Annotated in this window: 20 protein-coding genes; 2 read left to right on the top strand and 18 right to left on the bottom strand. The window is 61.5% G+C overall.

Annotation, left to right across the window (positions count from 1 at the left end):
• Positions 1-22: 22 nt before the first annotated feature.
• The 5 genes from FHT79_RS00900 to FHT79_RS00880 form a co-directional block, all read right to left on the bottom strand.
• Positions 23-1,195 (bottom strand): Gfo/Idh/MocA family oxidoreductase, encoded by a 1,173-nt coding sequence (locus FHT79_RS00900; protein ID WP_028755780.1) that lies wholly within the window; start codon positions 1,193-1,195, stop codon positions 23-25.
• Positions 1,196-1,314: 119 nt separating this feature from the next.
• Positions 1,315-2,220 (bottom strand): sugar phosphate isomerase/epimerase, encoded by a 906-nt coding sequence (locus FHT79_RS00895; RefSeq protein WP_183902855.1) that lies wholly within the window; start codon positions 2,218-2,220, stop codon positions 1,315-1,317.
• Between the two features lie 92 nt (positions 2,221-2,312).
• Entirely contained in the window at positions 2,313-3,125 is an 813-nt protein-coding gene (locus FHT79_RS00890; protein WP_028755778.1) for an ATP-binding cassette domain-containing protein, read from the bottom strand.
• Between the two features lie 10 nt (positions 3,126-3,135).
• Complete coding sequence (locus tag FHT79_RS00885) at positions 3,136-4,134, bottom strand: ABC transporter permease (RefSeq protein ID WP_028755777.1); 999 nt, start codon at positions 4,132-4,134, stop codon at positions 3,136-3,138.
• A gap of 112 nt (positions 4,135-4,246) precedes the next feature.
• Positions 4,247-5,221, bottom strand: coding sequence for a substrate-binding domain-containing protein (locus FHT79_RS00880; protein ID WP_028755776.1), 975 nt, complete (start codon positions 5,219-5,221; stop codon positions 4,247-4,249).
• Between the two features lie 166 nt (positions 5,222-5,387).
• On the opposite strand from FHT79_RS00880, the gene FHT79_RS00875 reads away from it, so the two are divergent.
• A complete protein-coding gene (locus FHT79_RS00875; RefSeq protein WP_063475819.1) occupies positions 5,388-6,422 on the top strand; it encodes a LacI family DNA-binding transcriptional regulator in 1,035 nt (344 codons plus the stop codon).
• 86 nt (positions 6,423-6,508) lie between these two features.
• Here the strand turns inward: FHT79_RS00875 and FHT79_RS00870 are convergent, their stop codons facing one another.
• The 6 genes from FHT79_RS00870 to FHT79_RS00845 all read right to left on the bottom strand — a co-directional run bounded on the left by FHT79_RS00870 (position 6,509) and on the right by FHT79_RS00845 (position 11,135).
• Positions 6,509-7,183 carry a 4-carboxy-4-hydroxy-2-oxoadipate aldolase/oxaloacetate decarboxylase gene (locus FHT79_RS00870; protein ID WP_028755774.1) on the bottom strand — a complete coding sequence of 225 codons (675 nt, stop codon included), beginning with the start codon at positions 7,181-7,183 and terminating at the stop codon, positions 6,509-6,511.
• A gap of 84 nt (positions 7,184-7,267) precedes the next feature.
• Entirely contained in the window at positions 7,268-8,104 is an 837-nt protein-coding gene (locus tag FHT79_RS00865) for an ABC transporter substrate-binding protein (RefSeq protein ID WP_028755773.1), read from the bottom strand.
• Between the two features lie 31 nt (positions 8,105-8,135).
• On the bottom strand, positions 8,136-8,900 hold the full coding sequence (locus FHT79_RS00860) for an amino acid ABC transporter ATP-binding protein (RefSeq protein ID WP_028755772.1): 765 nt from the start codon (positions 8,898-8,900) through the stop codon (positions 8,136-8,138).
• Positions 8,897-9,655, bottom strand: coding sequence for an amino acid ABC transporter permease (locus FHT79_RS00855; RefSeq protein WP_028755771.1), 759 nt, complete (start codon positions 9,653-9,655; stop codon positions 8,897-8,899). Before FHT79_RS00855 ends, FHT79_RS00860 begins: the two co-directional genes overlap by 4 nt.
• Positions 9,652-10,359: an amino acid ABC transporter permease gene (locus FHT79_RS00850; protein WP_097542529.1), complete on the bottom strand. Its 708-nt coding sequence runs from the start codon at positions 10,357-10,359 to the stop codon at positions 9,652-9,654. The genes FHT79_RS00855 and FHT79_RS00850 overlap by 4 nt, the downstream gene beginning before the upstream one ends.
• Complete coding sequence (locus tag FHT79_RS00845; RefSeq protein WP_097542528.1) at positions 10,356-11,135, bottom strand: SDR family oxidoreductase; 780 nt, start codon at positions 11,133-11,135, stop codon at positions 10,356-10,358. Before FHT79_RS00845 ends, FHT79_RS00850 begins: the two co-directional genes overlap by 4 nt.
• Before the next feature lie 182 nt (positions 11,136-11,317).
• Here FHT79_RS00845 and nac point away from each other — a divergent pair, with 182 nt between their 5' ends.
• On the top strand, positions 11,318-12,277 hold the full coding sequence (gene nac, locus FHT79_RS00840) for a nitrogen assimilation transcriptional regulator NAC (RefSeq protein ID WP_028759096.1): 960 nt from the start codon (positions 11,318-11,320) through the stop codon (positions 12,275-12,277).
• A gap of 11 nt (positions 12,278-12,288) precedes the next feature.
• Here nac and FHT79_RS00835 read toward each other — a convergent pair whose 3' ends face one another.
• The 7 genes from FHT79_RS00835 to FHT79_RS00805 form a co-directional block, all read right to left on the bottom strand.
• Positions 12,289-13,491, bottom strand: coding sequence for a pyridoxal phosphate-dependent aminotransferase (locus tag FHT79_RS00835; protein WP_097542663.1), 1,203 nt, complete (start codon positions 13,489-13,491; stop codon positions 12,289-12,291).
• A gap of 61 nt (positions 13,492-13,552) precedes the next feature.
• On the bottom strand, positions 13,553-14,320 hold the full coding sequence (locus FHT79_RS00830) for a 5-oxoprolinase subunit PxpA (RefSeq protein WP_097542527.1): 768 nt from the start codon (positions 14,318-14,320) through the stop codon (positions 13,553-13,555).
• Between the two features lie 37 nt (positions 14,321-14,357).
• Positions 14,358-15,353, bottom strand: coding sequence for a biotin-dependent carboxyltransferase family protein (locus FHT79_RS00825; protein ID WP_183902854.1), 996 nt, complete (start codon positions 15,351-15,353; stop codon positions 14,358-14,360).
• On the bottom strand, positions 15,350-16,057 hold the full coding sequence (gene pxpB, locus FHT79_RS00820; RefSeq protein WP_097542525.1) for a 5-oxoprolinase subunit PxpB: 708 nt from the start codon (positions 16,055-16,057) through the stop codon (positions 15,350-15,352). The genes FHT79_RS00825 and pxpB overlap by 4 nt, the downstream gene beginning before the upstream one ends.
• Positions 16,054-16,479, bottom strand: a complete 426-nt coding sequence (locus tag FHT79_RS00815) for an acetyl-CoA carboxylase (RefSeq protein ID WP_028758234.1) — start codon at positions 16,477-16,479, stop codon at positions 16,054-16,056. Before FHT79_RS00815 ends, pxpB begins: the two co-directional genes overlap by 4 nt.
• On the bottom strand, positions 16,476-17,861 hold the full coding sequence (locus FHT79_RS00810) for an acetyl-CoA carboxylase biotin carboxylase subunit (protein ID WP_028758235.1): 1,386 nt from the start codon (positions 17,859-17,861) through the stop codon (positions 16,476-16,478). The genes FHT79_RS00815 and FHT79_RS00810 overlap by 4 nt, the downstream gene beginning before the upstream one ends.
• Entirely contained in the window at positions 17,861-18,292 is a 432-nt protein-coding gene (locus tag FHT79_RS00805; protein WP_097542524.1) for an acetyl-CoA carboxylase biotin carboxyl carrier protein subunit, read from the bottom strand. Before FHT79_RS00805 ends, FHT79_RS00810 begins: the two co-directional genes overlap by 1 nt.
• Between the last annotated feature and the right edge of the window lie 132 nt (positions 18,293-18,424).

The following is an 18,424-nucleotide window of genomic DNA, read 5'->3' as shown; positions in this document are numbered from 1 at the left end:
ATCCGGCACGTCCCCTGATTGATCAATTGAACTCGACCCAAGCCGAACCTGCGTCTGCCGAGCGGACGCAGTTTTCCAGCCAGCGCACACCTTCGGTGCCGGCTTCGATGCCGGGATAATGATGGTTCTTGAGGAAGGCCTCGTCGCCGCGGCGTTTTGCGTCGATCGCCTGGGCGATCCAGAGGTAGATGTTCGCCCAGCTGTCACCGAGGCCCTCGGTATGCAGCGCGCCCATGCGATCGCAGGCGAGGCTTTCCTCTTCGAGGTAGGGCATGCCGTGGTGCAGGGTGCGGTTCGGTTCGCCCTGCACTTCGTAAATCAGCTGATCGGGATGGGAATCGGACCATTCGATCGAGGCCTTGGAACCGACGAAACGGTAGCGCTGCGAACCCATATTGCCGGCATTCACCGAGGACACCCAAAGACGGCCCCGGGCGCCGTTGTCGTAATGCATGAGAACGGTCGCGTGGTCTTCGAGCGGCGCACGGGTCGGAATGAAGGCCTTGCGGTCGCAGAGCAGCTTTTCGATCTTCATATGCGGCAGCACCACTTCGGAGAGATAGTAGAGGTGCGTGCCGATATCGCCGAGAACGAAGGTCGGGCCGGCGGTCTTGGGATTGGTGCGCCACTTCACGGCTTCGCCGGCGCCGATATCGTCGCCCGCGTTGAAGCCGTGGGTATATTGCATGTCGACAATTCTTATATCGCCGAGCATGCCCTTCTTGACCATCGCCGCCATCTGATGAACCAGCGGATGGCCGGTGAAGCCGTAGGTGACGCCGACGATCAGGCCCTTCTTTTCGGCGAGTCTCGCGACCTCGTCACATTCGGCGACGGTGAAGAACAGCGGCTTTTCGCAGATCACATGAAGGCCGGCTTCGAGGCATGCCTTGGTGATCTCGTAATGGGTGAAGTTCGGGGTGGCGATCGAGACAACCTCGACACCGTCCTCGCGTCCGGCCTCCTTGGCGAGCAACTCCTTATAGTCGTCGTAGCACCGGTCGGCGGCGACGCCGAGCTTCGTGCCGAAGTCGCGCCCGCGCTCGGCGTCGAGATCGAAGGCGCCGCAGACGAGCCGGTATGTGCCATCGCGCTGGGCGCCGGTTCTGTGCTTGTAGCCCACCTGCCCGGTGCGGCCGCCGCCGACCATGCCCCAGCGCAGCGGGCGCTCGATGGTTCTTTCTCCGTTGATCATCTTCTGTCCTTCCAGGAATGAATGTCTGTGATGTTTGAGCGTTCTGGGCAGAACCCCGGTCGCGGTCGCTCGCGCCAATCACCTGGCTGCATCGCGAAGCGCTGGAGGGGCATCGCGCGTTATTTCGCGGTCCAGTACTTGTCGACAAAGCGCTGCATTTCGGCGCGCATGAACTTGCCGGAGTGGTCGGCCTTGTCCTCCCAGGCGAAAACACATGCGGTCATGATGCCGTCGAACCCGATCTCGGCCAGCGTGCTGAAGAAATCCTCCCAGGGAACCTCGCCCTGGCCGATGTTCAGGTGCTGGTGCACCCTGGCCTGCATGCCCGGAGGGTTGAGGATGTAGCGGAGCCCGGAGGAGGCCTTGTGATTGAAGGTGTCGCCGACATGGACATGGGCGAGCACGTCCTTTGCTTCCCGGAGCATCGCCTTGGTGTCGTCACCGAAATAGAAGGTATGCGGCGCGCAATAGAGAAACTTGACGTTCTTCGAGTTGACCGTCCTGATGATATCGAGTGCTGGCTGCAGGGTTTCGCACCAATCCTCGGGGTGCGGTTCGACGTGCAGATTTATGCCTTCCTTTTCAAAGATCGGCACCAACTCTTCCATCGAACGCCACCAGGCGTCTTCGCAGGCCTCGATCATGGAACCGGTATGGCAGCAGTAGCACGAACCCTTGTCCGGGTGGGGCCCGCGGCCGAATTCCGAATTCATCGTGTCGACGCCGAGTTCGACACTGATCTCAATGGCGCGCTTCCAGTGCTTGACGGCAGCTTGCCGCTCATTTTCATCGTTCGAGGCCCACCGGTACATCGGCAAGATCGAGGCAATGCCGACCTTGGCGTCGGAAAGTGCTTTCTTGAATGCTTTGGCGCGGGCCGGAAACACCCGCGGCGCCTTGAACCACTCGAGAAAATCGGCCCGCGGGCTGAGTTCTATCCACTCGTATCCGAGTTCGGCCACTTTCGAGGGCAATTCTTCGAGTGAGAGGTGGCGATGCATAAAGGGGTCGATTGCTATCTTCATGGCTGTTACCTGTCCGATGATTGTGCTGGGCCATCCCGCCGGCGTAGGCGAGCTCATTAGAGTTTCTGGAGTTCATCCGTTGCGGCGGTCGCTCAGACCGGCGGGGGATGTCCGCTGTGCGCCGTCGAATACGCTTCGATTTCGGCTTCGAGTTCGGCCATGGCCTCGCCTCCTGCCATCAGGTCGGTGATCTCTTCGCGTGTCTTTTCGCCCTTGCGGAAATCTGCCGCCTTCGCACCCTTGATGAGCACCGCGAAGTGGTCTCCCACCGTCATGGCGTGAATGACGTTGTGGGTGATGAAAATGACGGCGAGGCCGCGACGGCGCGCTTCCAGGACAATGCGCAGCACATGCGCCGCCTCCTTGACGCCGAGAGCCGCGGTCGGCTCGTCGAGGATCAGCACTCGGGCGCCGAAGTGGACGGCTCGGGCGATTGCCAGGGATTGCCGCTCCCCGCCCGACAGACCGCCGATCAGGCGATCGCCATCGTCGATACGGGTGATGCCGAACTCGCGCACGGCCTTGACGGCGATTTCATTTGCGGCTTTGCGGTCGTAGATCTTGAACGGGCCGAAGCCCTTGGTCAGCTCCCGCCCCACGAAGAACGAACGGCCGATGCTCATCAGCGGAAAGGTGCCGCCGAACTGATGCACCGTTGCGATGCCGAGGTCTGCAGCTTCGCGCGGATTCTGGAAGACGATCGGCCGGCCTTCGAACTTCACCGTGCCGCTCGTCGGCTTGTAGACACCGGCAAACGTCTTGATCAGGGTGGACTTTCCCGCGCCGTTGTCACCCAGCAGGCAAAGCACTTCACCGGGATGAACGCTCAATGTGATGTCGTAGAGCACATCGATCGGGCCGAAGGACTTGTTGACGTTTTCAAGTTCAAGAATTGGGCCAGCCATGTCTCAGCTCTCACTTCTTCTTCTTGGGTGAATAGGTCAGCGCCATCTGGCGGAACGTATTGTTCATCAGGACGGCCACGAGCAGCATCACGCCGATGATCAGGCTCGACCAATTGCGGTCGAAGGTCGTGAAATAGATGCCTTGGTTGACGACGGCAAAGGTGATCGTGCCGAAGAAGATCCCGATCACGGACCCGAAGCCTCCGGTCAGCAGCACACCTCCGACGACGACCGAGATGATCGAGTTGAAGATGAATGTCATCCCGCCCGAAACCTGCGCGGAATTGAACAGGATGGCTTGGCACATGCCGACGAAGGACGCGCTCATCGCCGAGAGGACGAAGAGAACCATCGTCAGGCGGGTCGTCGGAATGCCGGCGTTGCGGGCACTGACCTTGTCGCCGCCCATCGCGAAAATCCAGTTTCCGTAAGGCGAGAAGTGAATGAAGAAGATGAAGATCGCGGTGATGGCCACCCACCACAGAATGATCACCTGAAACGATCCGCCCAGGAATTGCCCGAAAAGGAACTTTGCCCAAGGGTCGGCCGTCAGTGCCACGCTCGTCGTGCCGGTGACGAGAACCGAGGTGCCAAGCATCAGGCCCTGTACCGCAAAGAGGGTGCCGAGCGTAACGATCAGCGAAGGCACGGCCGTGTGCACGACGAGGTAGCCGTTGACCAGCCCGACGATGAGGCCGAAGGCAAGCGCACCGAACATTCCGACCCATATGGGAAGATCGTAGTAGCCCGAGAGGACCGCGACGGTCATGGAGCCGGCGGGGATCATCGCGCCGATCGAAATGTCGAGATCGCCTGCGATCATCAAAAGTCCGATGGGAAGAGCGATAATGCCGAGATTGGCGGCGACGTTGAGCCAACTTGCGGCGCCGGCGGGCTCCAGGAATTTGGTGCTGCCGAACACGACGAAGAACAGGAGGACGCCGACAAGTCCGAGGAATGCACCCGCCTCGGGACGGCGCAACAGGTTGCCGAATGAAAGATTGTTCATATGCCTATCCCAGTTTGGGCGTGAATCTCCAGGCGTGCGGACGCGGTGGTCCGCACGCCCGATAGACTTCGACCCGCGTATTTTTCCGCGGGTCGGAGCCCGTTTCGAACGATCAGCGAGCGCCTTCCTTGACGCCGGCCAGGGTGGCGTCGATGTTCGACGTATCGACGATGCCCGGGCCGGTCAGCACCGGTGCGGTCGGCAGGTTGGTGCCGTAGTCGATATGCGCGGCGAGAAGCGAAACCCCCAGCAGCGACTGCAGGTAAGGCTGCTGGTCGATCGCAAAGGTCTGCGAACCGTCCTTGATGCGGGCAAGGCCCGAGGCATTGAGGTCGAAGGTGCCATGCGCGACCTTGCCGACTTTGTTCGCCTGAGCGATCCCGCTCGCAGCCGCATCAGCGTCGGAAGCCCCAACATTGAGGACGCCGTCGATGGTGTCGTCCTGGAGCAGTGTCGCCTTGACGGCCTCGGCGATCGCCGTCTGATCGCCGAAGCTGGTCGCCGGCAACGGCAGCTGCTTGCCAGTGCCGCCCTTTCCGGTGATGCCGTCGATGACACCCTTGCAACGGGCCTCCTGGTTTGCCGCACCCGGGAGCGTATTGACGCAAATGACATTTTTCGCACCCTTGGACGCGAAATATTCGCCGCCTGCCTTGCCGGCGGTGTATTCATCCGAGCCGACATAGTTGATCGCGCCAAGCTCGCGAGCCTTGTCGATGTTGCCGGCATTCATGAGGATGACTTTGATGCCCGCAGCGACGGCAGCCTTGATGGCCTCGTCTTCCGCCTCGGGCACCCAGTCGGGCACCACGATGCCGGTCACGCCCTGGCTGATGGCCGTGCGGACGAGCTGTGCGGCGTCAGGCCCGAGATTGTCGTAGGTCTGCAGCTGCAGATAGCTGACGGAGCCACCGTTCTTCTCGACGACGAGCCGGGCGTCGTCGACGCCCTTCTTGATGCGGCTCCAGAATTCGTCGTCGGTCTTGCCGCCGACGACGGCAATATTCGCGGCCAGGACAGAAGAAGCGCCAAGAACGAAAACAGCGCCAGCCAGCAGCCCGCGTACGGCGCGCATTGAAAAACTCATGTGATTTCCTCCCAAAAAGGCGGTCGAGAGTAACAATTCCTCAAAGCAAGGCTCCCAACTCGCTGGAATATTTGTATCAACTGACATCTGGAAATGGAATGTCTATTGCGTTTCTGTGAAATTAATATATCATTTCGTTTCATCCAAGAATGGAACAAAATATATCATGAAGAGACCGACCATTGCCGATCTTGCCCAGGCCTCCGGCGTCAGCATCGCCACGGTCAACCGCATCCTCGGAGGTGCCGGCGCAGTGCGTGCGGAAACGATCGAGAGGGTGCAAAATGCCGCGGAAGAGATTGGATTTTATGGCCGCGGCGTGATCGAGGACCGCCGGCAGCGGCTCCTGCCGAATTATCGTTTCGGCTTTCTTCTCCAGCAGTCAAGCCGCGAGCTTTACCGGCTGTTCGGCTCCAAGATCACGGAAGCCGCCGCGAGACGCCAGCACGAGAAAATCGTGGCTGTGGTCGATTTCGTCGATGTCCTCGAGCCACAAAATATTGCAGATCGGCTCGAAGCGCTCGGAAAACGCTGTGATGCAGTTGCTGTCATTGCGGGTGACCACCCGTTAATCGGGCAGACCATCCAATCCCTCAAGGAGAGGGGAAAGCCGGTTGTTGCCTATATAACCGATCAGTCCGCCAGGGATCGCGCCGGCTTCGTCGGCACCGACAATTGGAAACTCGGGCGGACCGCTGCATGGTTTCTGGCTCAGACCACGCCGATGCCCGGCCGGATCGCCGTGTTCATCGGCAATCATCGTTATCAGTGCCAGGATGTCTCCGATGCGAGCTTTCGATCCTATATGCGCGAGCACGCGCCCCATCTTCAGGTCGATGACAGCAGACCGACACATGAGGAGCCGCAGGAAGCCTACCGGATCGTGAGCCAGCTGCTTTCCGAACTCGATGACCTCAGAGGCATTTTCATCGTTGGAGGGGGAATTTCCGGGGTGCTGCGTGCTCTTCGCGAAGCCCCTGCCGAAAAACGGGATCAGGTCAGGGTCGTCTGCCGCGACATCGGCCCGGAAACGCGCAAGGGCCTGACGGAAGGCCTGATCATGGCGGCCTTGTGCCATCCCTTGGATCAGATATCAGACGAATTGATTGGCACGATGATCGCAGCGCTCGAACACCGCGACAGTACAACCATCCTTCAGCGCGTGGTTCCCTTTGAAACGATCACGCCCGAAAGTGTTTGAACCGTTCTAGTTTTGCATAAGGCGGCTGGCCGAAAAGACCAGCCGCCCTATAAGGTGGCAGGGCTGATAGCTATTGCGCTGTCGCGTCAGATGTCGACGACGAGGCCCTTGGCTTTCAGCACCGGTTCGAGATTGCTGACCTCGATAACCGATTTACCCTGCTTATATGCCGCGATATAGCCGGCCTCGGCATCTTCGCGGGCCTGTGACAGCCTGGCGACTTCCTGCGCTTCCTGGCGACGCACGATCACCAGACCGTCGGCATCGCCGGCGATGATGTCGCCGGGATGGATGATTTCGCCGCCGACGATGATCGTGTCGTTCACCGCCGCGATGGTTTCCTTCACTGTTCCCTTGATGCAGACGCTGAGTGAGAACACCGGGAAGCCAAGTTCCCTCAGCTGAAGCGTGTCGCGTACGCCGGTGTCGGTCACGAGACCGCCGATGCCCTTTGCCAGGCAGGCGTTGGCGAGGACATCGCCGAAGGATCCGGCCTCTTCGTATTCGCCCGCCGAGACGACGATGATATCGCCCGGCTTTGCGTAGTTGATGGCAAGCTGCAGCATGATGTTGTCACGCGGCGCGCATTTTACCGTAAAGGCTGGACCGCAGAGTTTCATGCGGTAGTCGACGGGCTTCAGGCGGGAGGAAAGGGCTCCGCGGCGTCCTTGGGCTTCGTGGATCGTTGCGGGCGAAAATTTGGAAACGGCGTCGATATCGGCTTTGCTTGGCCGTTCGGCAATATCTTTAATATGGATCATGTGTGCCTCCCATCGTTGGCCGACGGCGGGCATGTCCCGCCGTCTGATTTCGTTTGGATATCGTCATCGGACGATGCCGAGGTCTTAAGGGATCGGGTCGAACTTCAGTTCGGAGAGCGATACGACCTTGTCGGTGCGCTTCATCTTGTATTCGGTATCCGGGCCGAGCCATTTGTCCCAGATCTTGTTGATCTCGCCCGATGTGTCGAGCTTGCGGAGGATCTCGTTGATCTTGGCGGTCAGCGCCGGCTGATCCTTGGCCATGCCGATGCCGATCGGCTGGTAGAGCATCGGCTCCTCGATCATCCGCATCGGCTTGCCCTTGCTCTTCGATTCATTGACGAATTTGGTCGTCGTCATGGTGTTGGCCACCATGCCGCGGGCCTTGCCCTGCTGGACGGCGAGATAGGCAGAGGCGGTATCCTGGAAGGTCAGCGGGTCGGATTTGTTGAGCTTGATCGACATTTCCGACGTCGAGCCCTTGGTCGAAGCGATGCGCTGGCCTGCGAAATCGGCCTTCGTCTTGCCGGCGTCGTCCGCCGGCACGATCAGCATTTCCTTGGCGAGATAATAGGGATCGCTGAACTGGATCTGCTCGGCGCGGCTGAGCGTATAGGCAAGGTTGGCAACGGTGATGTCGACGCGGCCGAGCTTGACCTCGGGCACACGCGCCTCGACCGAAACCGGCTTGATTTCAGCCTTGACGCCCAGTTCCTTGGCGATGGCGCCGCAGAGGTCGACGTCGAAACCGGCCATTTCGCGGGTCTTCGGATCGGGCGAGGCGAAGGGAGGAACGTCGGCGAATGTCGCGCAGCGCAGGGTTTTCGCCGAGATGATGTTGTCGAGCTGATCGGCTTTCGCGGGCACGGCGGCCGCCATGCCGGCAAATGCGACGGTGAGGGTTAGGCATTTCCAGTTCATTGCTGTTCTCCGTTGTTTTTGGTGGTTGGTATCAATGCCGGAGATCAGCGAGAAAACGCTGAGCCCGGGGATGGCGTGGATTGTTGAAGAATTCTTCGGGTGTCGCCATTTCGATGATCTGGCCGGCATCGATGAACCAGATCCGATCCGCGACGTCGCGCGCGAAACCCATTTCATGGGTGACGCAGAGCATGGTCATGCCTTCGGACGCCAGGCTCTTCATGACGGCGAGCACTTCGCCGACCATTTCGGGATCGAGTGCGCTGGTCGGCTCGTCGAACAGCATGACCGGCGGTTCCATGGCAAGGGCGCGGGCGATCGCCACCCGCTGCTGCTGGCCGCCTGACAGCTGACCGGGATAGGCCCGGGCCTTGTCGGCAAGACCGACCCGATCGAGAAGCTTGAGCGCCTTCTCCTCGGCGACGTCGGGCGCCACGCCTTTCACCCGGATCGGCGACATCGACACGTTTTCGACCACCGAAAGATGCGGAAACAGGTTGAAGTTCTGAAACACAAAGCCGATCCGGCTGCGCAGCGCGTTGAGTTCCTTTGCCCGCATGGCGGCGTGAATGTTTTGCCCGTCGAGCGTGATCGAGCCGCTGTTGATCTCTTCGAGGCGATTGATCGTGCGGATCAGCGTCGATTTCCCCGAGCCGGACGGTCCGCAGATGACCACGACCTCGCCACGCGCCACCTGCGCATCGATATCCTTGAGGACCGGATAGTCGCCGTAGCTCTTGCAGACCTGGGAAAGCCGGATCGTCTGCTGTTCCTGTGCTGGGACTGTCATGGTCATAGCTGCTCCGAGATGATTTTCGATGGCGCGACCAGAGAGGCGGCGGGAAGGCCGGAAAGTCCCGCACGCCGCCGCGTGATGCGCCGCTCGAGGCGATTTGCGAAGTGGGTGAGCGTCCAGCAGATGGCGAAGTAGACGATCGCCAGGATGAGGAAGACCTGGAAAGGCTGCGTCAGCAGCTGGTTGTTGACCTGGCTTGCGGCAAAGGTCAGGTCCGGCACGTTGATCACGTAGCCGAGCGTCGTGTCCTTGATCGTCGAGACGAAGGTGGAGATGATGCTCGGGATCATGTTGTAGAGCGCCTGCGGCAGGATGATGAAGCGCATTGCACCGATATAGCTGTGGCCAAGCGCACGCCCCGCATCCATCTGGCCCGGTCCGAGCGCGACGATGCCGGCACGGACCACTTCGCTCAGGAACGCGCTTTGATAGACAACGAGCGTCGTCAACATCGTGACGAAGCTCGGCACATCGGCGCCGGTCATGAGCGGAACCAGGAAATAGCTCCACAGGATGAGCATCAACAGCGGCACGCCCCGGGTGAAATAGACGAGTGCCGTGACCGGCCAGCGCAGCAGCGCCGACTTGGAGAGCCGCGCCAATGCGAAGAGGATGCTGACCGGAAAGGCGAGAGCGATGCTGAGCGCCGACAGGATCAGCGTGTTGGCGAGCCCGCCGAGCGGTCCGTTCGGATATTGGCCGATCAAGAGCAGCAGCCAGTAGTCCCGGACGATGGCGATCATGTCGTGGATCATGCGCGCGCACTCCTGGCAGGATCGGTGCGCATCGATACATAGGCGCCGATGCTCATGATCACGAGCGAGAAGAAAAGGTAGAGAACCGTGCCGATCAGGTAGATCTCGAAGGTCCGGAAGCTGAGGTTCTCGATTTCCTTGACGGCATGCGTCAGTTCCGAGGCCCCGATGACGACGGCCAGACTGCTGTTCTTGAACAGGGAAACGCTGTGATTGATGAGCGGCGGCAATGCGTTGCGCACGCCCTGCGGCATGATGACGAAACGCATCGCCGAGATATAACCGTGGCCGAGGGCGCGGGCCGCCTGCATCTGGCCGGGGCTGACCGAGCGCACGCCCGACCGAAGATCCTCGCTGAAATAAGCCGCCTGGCAGAGGCCGAGCCCGATCACCGCGAAAATGGCCTCGGCATTATGGATGGCGAGCCACGACGACACCCCGCTTGGCATCAGGGTGAAAATCCCGAAATACCACAGCATCAGCTGAACCAGGGTGGGGACGTTGCGGTGATAGGAGACGTAAGCGGCGACTAACGGATCGCCAAAGCGAAAGGGCGACAAACGCAAAGCCAGCAGCAGAAGCGCCAGCACCATCGCCATCGACCAGGAACCGGCATAGATGATGAAGGTCATCTCGATGCCATGCAGCAGCATGGCGGTATATTCCGGATTTGCCAGGATTGCCGAAAGGTCGAAACCGCTCACGGATTTGGCTCCCCGGATTGAGCCGTCTTTGCCGGAGTCTGGGGCTTTGCCGTCTGCAGGCCACCCATGACCTGCAGTGTCGGCGTGATCTCCATGTGTCCGATGTTGACGGCGACGGGGGCTGCGATGGCGAAGGCAATCGCGTCTGCTATATCGGCTGCCTGCGGCAGTTCGAAGCCGTCGATGAACCGTTCGCGGATGCTCGGGTCATCGCCGTGGACGTGATTGAAAATATCCGTGGCGACCCGGCCGGGGCAGATTTCCGTGACCCGCACCCGCTTGCCGAAGGCGTCGATGCGCAGCTGGTTGGACAGCATGCTCACCCCTGCCTTGGTGGCGTGATAGGACGAGTTGCCACCGAAATTATAGGCGCCGGCGATCGACGAGATGTTGATGACATGCCCGCGATCCCGCGCCACCATGCCGGGCACGACCAGGCGGCAGAGATGCAGGACTGCGCGGAGATTGACGTCGACGATGAGATCGATATCGCCCTCTTCGGCTTCCAGGAACTTCTTCGGCCGATCGACGCCGGCATTGTTGACGAGAATATCGAACTCCACCCGGCGGGTGAGCTCGGCCATGGCCTGACGGTCGGTCACATCGGTGACATGGGCGATGCAGCCCGTGCGTGCGGCCAGCTGCTGCAGCGCGTCGGCGCTGCGGGCAATGGCATGGACCTCGATGTTCTCCCGGCGGAGCCGCTCAACCACGGCTGCGCCGATACCGGAGGATGCGCCGGTCACCAGTGCGGTCTTGTAGTCGGAGAATGGCATTGTCGTTCCCTTGTTGTTGATCGAGACAGTAGCGAAGCTTTAACCCCTTGCCTAAGACCGATTATCTCTGGAGCAATAAGCAACGGTTATGGAGGCGAGACGGCTGCCGAAGAAGAGAAACAGGTGATGTCGGCATCACCGGTCCCTCGGGCTGTCAGAGACCGTGTCGCGTTGCAAAAGCATTGCGCGTCTGCAAACATGTAAGCCACGCACATCAGAACGGTACCCCGATCCTCATGGACATCAGACGCCTCAAATCTTTCATCGTGATCGTCGACAGCGGCAGCATCACGCGAGCGGCGGATCTTTTGCACATTGCCCAACCCGCCCTCAGCCAGCAGCTTGCGGCACTGGAGGAACATTTCGGCCACAAGCTGCTGATCCGCAGCCAGCAGGGCGTCAGCATGACCGATGCGGGGCATGCGGTGTATCGCCATGCGCAGATCATCCTTCGGCAGATGGAGCAGGCGCAAGCGGATGCGTCGGCAGCCGGCAATTCGCTTGCCGGGCGCGTCTCGGTCGGTCTCGTGCCGTTCAGCAGTGCCGCCACGCTATCGGTCGACCTCCTGGCGGAGACCCGTAAACGCCATCCCGGCATCCTGCTGCATCTGACCGAAAGCGTCGGGCAGACCTATAGCCAGATGATCATGAACGGCCGGCTGGAGATGGCGCTTCTCCACGGAACCGGACCGATCAAGGGCGTCCGGTTCGAACCGATCCTCAGCGAAGAGTTTTTTCTTGTCGCGCATCGCGACTTTGCGATCGAAGCGGATGCGAAACCCGTTCCGGTCAATGCGCTCGACGGAATACCGCTGCTGTTGCCGCCGGCCTATAATTTCGTCCGCCGCGCAGTCGACACCGCCTTCACGCGCACCCGCACCAATCTGAAGGTCGTGGCCGAAGTCGAAATCGTCCGCACGCTGGCCCGCGCGGTCGGCAGCGGCCTCGGCGCGACGATCATGCCGAAAGCCATTGCCGATCGTATCGTGTCGGAATCGAGCGAGCCGCTGATCTGCCGGCTCGTCTCACCACGGATCGAGGAAACTCTGTCGCTATGCGTTTCCGACCAGAATCCCCTGTCGGAACCGGCCCTTGCCGTCCGCGACATCCTTCTCGAGCTGACGGCACGGCTGAAAGTCTGAGGGGGCTACGCTCAGCGCATATCCCTGCAGAACTGAGCTATGCGCGCGCAGCCTTCGCCGAGCTTTTCCATGCTGGTCGCATAGGAAATACGGAAGAAGGGGCTCATTCCGTAAGCCGCCCCTTGCACGGTCGCGACATGATGCTCTTCGACGAGTGCCATGACGAAATCGACGTCGGTCTCGATCTTTCGCCCGCCCTTGCTGGTCTTGCCGATCAGCCCGGAGATATTGGGGTAGATGTAGAAGGCGCCTTCGGGCCGATGGCACCGCAGCCCTTCCACCTCAGACAATCTGTCGAGGACGAAGTCGCGTCTTTCCTTGTAGATCGCGGCACGCTCCTTCAAGAGATCCTGAGGACCATCAAGCGCCGCGGTCGCCGCAGCCTGCGTCAGCGTCGCGATACCGCCGCCATTCTGGCCGTTGACGTTGCTGACGGCGGAGATCAGGTCTTTCGGCCCGGCGCAGAAGCCGAGCCGCCAGCCTGTCATCGCGTAAGCCTTGGAGACGCCGTTCATCGTTAAAACGCGCTCATAGAGCCTGGGCTCGACTTCGGCGATCGTGCAGAACTGGAAGTCGTCATAGACCAGGTGTTCGTAGATGTCGTCGGTCATGATCCAGACGTTGGGATGGCGCAGCATGACCTCGGCGATGGCGGCCATCTCCGCCCGGGAGCAGGCCGCGCCGGTGGGATTGTTCGGGAAATTCAGGAAGAGCCATTTGGTGCGCGGCGTGATCGCCGCCTCCAGATCCTCCGGACGCAGCTTGAAGCCGGCCTGCTCGTAGCAGGGGACCGGAACCGGGACGCCGCCGGCGAATTTGACGATATCGGCATAGCTGACCCAGGAGGGCGTGGGAATAACGACCTCGTCGCCCGGATTGCAGGTGGCCAGCATGGCATTGAAGATCACCTGCTTGCCGCCGCCGGAGACGACGATCTGGCTGGCATCGTAGTCGAGATTATTGTCGCGTTTGAACTTCCGGATGATGGCGGCCTTCAGCGCCGGCGTGCCGTCCATCGGCGGATATTTCGTATCGCCGGCAAGAGCTGCCGCATGGGCCGCTTCGATTGCGTGCGCCGGGGTGGGGAAATCCGGCTCGCCGGATGACAGGCTGACGACCTTGATGCCCTTGGCGGCAAGTTCCCTGGCGCGCTGGGTCATGGCGGCGGATGCGGAGATGGAGACGTTTTTCAGGCGGTCAGCGATGACGGACATCGACATGGTCCTTCGATGAGAGATGGGAACGGGAGACCGCCCGCAGGCGATCGGGATTGCGTCAGTCGGCGAGTTCGGCGGCGGGCGCGAGCGCGGCACCCGTGGCTTCGATCTCGCCGCGCACGATGCCGGCAAGTTCCAGGGCGCCCGGCGTGTCGCTGTGGACGAGAATGGAGCGGGCCGGCATGGCGATTACGGCTCCGTCGATCGTCTGAACGGTTCCGTCGAGCAGGAATTGTCGGACACGCGCACGTACGGCGGCTTCATCCTTAATGACGGCCCCAGGCAGCCCGCGCGCGACGAGTTTCCCGCCGGCGTCATAGGCCCGGTCGGCGAGGAAAAGCGCCAGCGTCTTCAAACGCGCGCGTTTCGCCGCCTGCTGAATCTCGCTGCCATGGGTGACGAAGACGACGAGACCGGCATCGACCGTGGCGATTGCATCCATCATCAGGTCGGCTAGCACAGGATCGCGATTGACCATATTGCCCATCGCCGCGTGGAAGCTGATATGGGAGACAGTGACACCCTCGGCTTTGGCGATCGCCATCAGTGCGCCGAGCTGATAGAGCATCTGCTGGCGAAGCTCGTCTGCCGGAAACGGTATTTCGCGCCGGCCGAAGCCGAGCCGATCAGGCAGGCCGGGATGCGCGCCGATGCCGACGCCGTTCAGCTTCGCGAGCCGGACCATGCGCCCCATGATCTCGGGGTCGCCGCCGTGGAAACCGCAGGCGATGTTGGCCGACGAGACGAGTTTCATCATCGCTTCGTCGTCGCACAGCCGGTAGGGGCCAAATCCTTCGCCCATGTCGGAATTCAGATCGATCTTCATCGGTTCCTCCTTTTGACGGCCTTTTGGGAGACACCCATTAGGCCATCGCCTTCAGGGCGCGCTTGACCATCCGGCATGTCTGCCTGACGTCGCCGACATAGCGGGCGACTGCCTGTTCCACCGCGCGGGCCTCCGCATGCGTCGAGCGAACGAAGCGCAGGCGGGCGCCGATGCGGGCTTGGCCGAGCCGCCACAGGTCGCATTCGATCACGCCAGCGATCTTCGGATAGCCGCCGGCGGTGTTCGCATCGCTCATCTGCACGATCGGTTCGCCACCGGGCGGAACCTGGATCACGCCGGGCACGACGCCGTGGGAGCGCATCTCGATGGACGCCGTCGGCTTGATCGGTTCGCCGGACAGGCGATAGCCCGTCCGGTCGCTGCGGGAGGAAATCCTCCAGGTCTGGCTCCAGAAGGCTTCGCCATCTCCGGCGAAAAGATCATGCTCGCCGGCCGGCAGCGCGCGGATCGTCAATGCGCCGTCGACAGGTGCGGGGAAGACATCGCGCAGTGCCACGGCCGGTTCGACGACGGCGAGACCCGAGGCCGGCAGCATGGCGATCTCGGCGTCCTCGCCGACCGCGATCCGATCGCCCTTCGCCAGAGGCCGGCCGGCATTGCCACCGAAACCACCGCGCAGCGACGTGCTGCGCGAACCCATGACAACGGGAATATCCAGCCCGCCTCCGAGCGAAATATAGGCACGTGCGAGCCGCGGCGGCTGCTTCAGTTCGAGAACCTCTCCGGGCTCTGCCGTATAGGCGCACCAGGCAAGCAGTTCCGATCCGTTGAGATGAGGATTGCCGTCGGCGCCGGTCACGGCAAAGACCACACGCTGCTCGAAACGCAGGCTGAGCGGGAAGGTCTGCACCTCGATCACAGCCGCATTGTCGTCATTGCCGACGAGAATGTTGCCGATCCGGACCGCCAGCGGATCCATGGCGCCGCTCGCCGACACGCCGATGTCGCGATAGCCGGGGCGGCCAAGATCCTGCACCGTGTTGAACGGGCCGCTTTCCAAAATCTCGATCATAATTCGATCCTCGCCGGCAGGAAGCGCACCGTATCGCCCGGCGCCATCATGGCAGGGCTCGGCGAGGTGGGGTCGAACATCTCAAGCGTGGCAAAGCCGATGGAATTCCAGCCATTCGGACCCGTGAGCATGGCGACGCCGGTCTGCATGCCGCCGATGGTCACGCAGCCCTTCGGCATCTTCAACGAGGGAACGGTCTTTCGCGGCATGTAGATACGCGGATCGAGGCCATGCAGATAACCGAAACCGGGAGCGCTGCCCAAGGCGAAGACACGGTAGGTCGCTTCATGATGGATGCGCACGACCTCGCGGTCGCTGAGCCCCGAGAGATCGCAAAGGGCTGCAAGATCGGTCGCATGTTCGCCGCCGTAATGGACGGGGATCTCGATGGTCTTGCCGTTGAGATCGATGCTGCGCGCATTCTCCCATGCCTCCAGCAGCCGGGCGACCATCGTATCGGGAACTTCGGGCGTCTCCTTGAAGATCACCAGCAGGTTGGTCATGCCGGGAATGTTTTCCGCAAGGTCCGGCCAGCTCTTCACCGTCTGGGACAGAGCCCAGATCCGCCGCTGCGCAACGAGGTCGAAATCGCCTGGTGCCTCGAGCAGGAAGGATCTGGCGCCGATCGAGGAAACTCGCGCCCGGCTGTTGGTGGCCGGAACGATCTCACGTTGCGATGCATGTCTGTTCGTCGTGACGATCATGGCTGGAGCTCGATTTCGAACAGAGGATCACCGAAGCCGACCGGCGCGCCGGGTTCTGCGAGCAGCCTGGTCAAAACACCGGAGCGGCCGGCGCGAAGGGGAAGCAGGATATGCCCTACCCCGATGAAGCCGACGATATCCGCATCGGATACGGAGCGCGGCAGTTTTTGCGGCGCGGCGGAGTCGGCCGGATGCTCGACGCAGAAGCGGCCCGCCATCGGCGCCTTTACGACGGCGGATGCTGAGCCGGGAGCGCGTGGCGTCGCTTCGCTCGAGCTGACACGGGCGCCGCTTTTTCCGGCGACGACGATACGAAGCTGTCCGCCCGGCCGGGAGATTTCAAGGCCGTCCACGCCGGCGGCCGTCAGCGCCTCGGTGAGCAATGCGATGGTCGCCGGATCGCTGAAATCGATCGCGCTCATGCCGCCCTCCGCAGCTTCAGCCATTGTTCGAGATAGTGAATGTCGGTCTCACCGCGCGCGAATGCGTCGTCCTCGAATAAAACGCGCAGGAAGGGGATATTGGTGGAAATCCCTTCGACCTCGGTGCCGGCAAGCGCTTCGCGCATTCTTGCCATCGCTTCGGTCCGCGTCGGCGCATGGACGATCAGCTTGGCGATCAGCGAATCGTAATAGGGCGAAACCTTGTAGCCGGCATGAATATGCGTATCGACACGGATGCCTGGTCCCTCGGGCAAGGCCAGACGGGTGACGACACCCGCCGACGGCAGGAAGGTTTCCGGATCCTCGGCGTTGATGCGGCATTCGAAGGAATGGCCTCCGCATGTCACATCGCCTTGGATGAGATCCAGAACGTGACCCTGAGCCGCCCTGATTTGAGCCTGGACGATATCGACACCGCTCGTCATCTCGGTGACGGGATGTTCGACCTGAAGTCGGGTGTTCATCTCGATGAAATAGAAGGCGCCGTCCTCATAGAGAAATTCGAAAGTTCCGACCCCCCGGTAGCCGATCTGAAGGCAGGCCTGCACGCAGGCCATGCCGACCGGCTGGATGATGTCGGGTGCGATCCCCGGCGCCGGCGCCTCCTCAACCACTTTCTGATGGCGGCGCTGCATCGAGCAATCCCGGTGTCCGAGCCACACGGCATTGCCGTGATCGTCGCAAATGACCTGGATCTCGATGTGGCGCGGATGCTCTAAGAATTTCTCCATGTAGAGGGCGGGGGAGCCGAAGGCCTTGCGAGCCTCTTCCCGCGTCAACGCGATTGCTTCATGCAACATATCGGCCTTTGGCACGACGCGCATGCCGCGTCCGCCGCCACCGCCGGCTGCCTTGATGATAACGGGATATCCGATCTCCAGCGCTGTGCGCTCGATGGTGGCAGGGTCGTCGGGCAGCGCCGTGTCCGGGCCGGGAACGCAGGGTACGCCGGCCGCCATCATCGCCCGCTTTGCCGAGATCTTATCGCCCATGATCGCAATCGATGACGCGGTCGGACCGATGAAAATCAGCCCGGCCTTGTCGACGGCGTCGGCGAAGGCGGCGTTTTCCGACAGAAAACCGTAACCCGGATGGATGGCGCCCGCACCGGCAAGACGCGCCGCCAGAAGGATGGCGTCCTGATTGAGATAGCTCTTGGCGGCGCTCGACGGGCCGATGCAGAGAAAGCTGTCGGCGGTACTGCCGTAAGGCGCTTGCCTATCCGCCTCGGAACAGATGGCGACCGTCTTGAGGCCGAGCTCGCGGCAGGCGCGCTGGATCCGGGCGGCGATCTCGCCGCGATTGGCGATCAGAACGGTATCGAAGCGGCCGGCCGCAGATTGTTCAGGCGTTTCCGGCATCAGCCAATCTCCGCGAGCAGGTCGCCGGTCTCGACCTCGCCATTGTCGATATGGGTTAGGTGCGTGATGCGCCCGGACCGCGGCGCGGCGATCGTGTTGAAGACCTTCATCGCTTCGATGATGAAGAGCGTCTGCCCCTCCTCCACCGCGTCACCGATCGCGACAAATGGCGGCTCCCCGGGCGCCGGGGCCTTGTGCAGAACGCCGAAGACGGGCGCCTTTACCGCATAGGAGGTTTTCTTGACGCTCGAAGGCGCTTGGGAGACGGGATTTGTCGTCGATTCCGGCTCCTTCGAGGGCTCGGCAACAGCCTCCTGACCCGGCGACGTGCGGAAAATCCGCACCGTCACGTCCTTTTCAGTCACGGTCAGCTCGCTAATGTTCGATCGTCCGACAAAGTCGATCAGCGTCTTGATCTTCGAGAGGTCCATGTGCGTGCTCGGAATTTCAGAATTCCACCGCGCGGACCTGACATCGCAAGTCGCTCGGTGTTGTGATTTTTCGTAGCACGACGTGCAGACTGATGGGGTCAGACGAAGTTTTGATGGAGTGCAATCAGCGCC

The organism is Rhizobium sp. BK212 (genome assembly GCF_014197475.1).
In the GTDB taxonomy this organism is placed as follows: domain Bacteria; phylum Pseudomonadota; class Alphaproteobacteria; order Rhizobiales; family Rhizobiaceae; genus Rhizobium; species Rhizobium anhuiense.
Note: the sequence above shows the minus strand (reverse complement) of the source record. Positions and strands in the feature narration are given on the sequence as shown.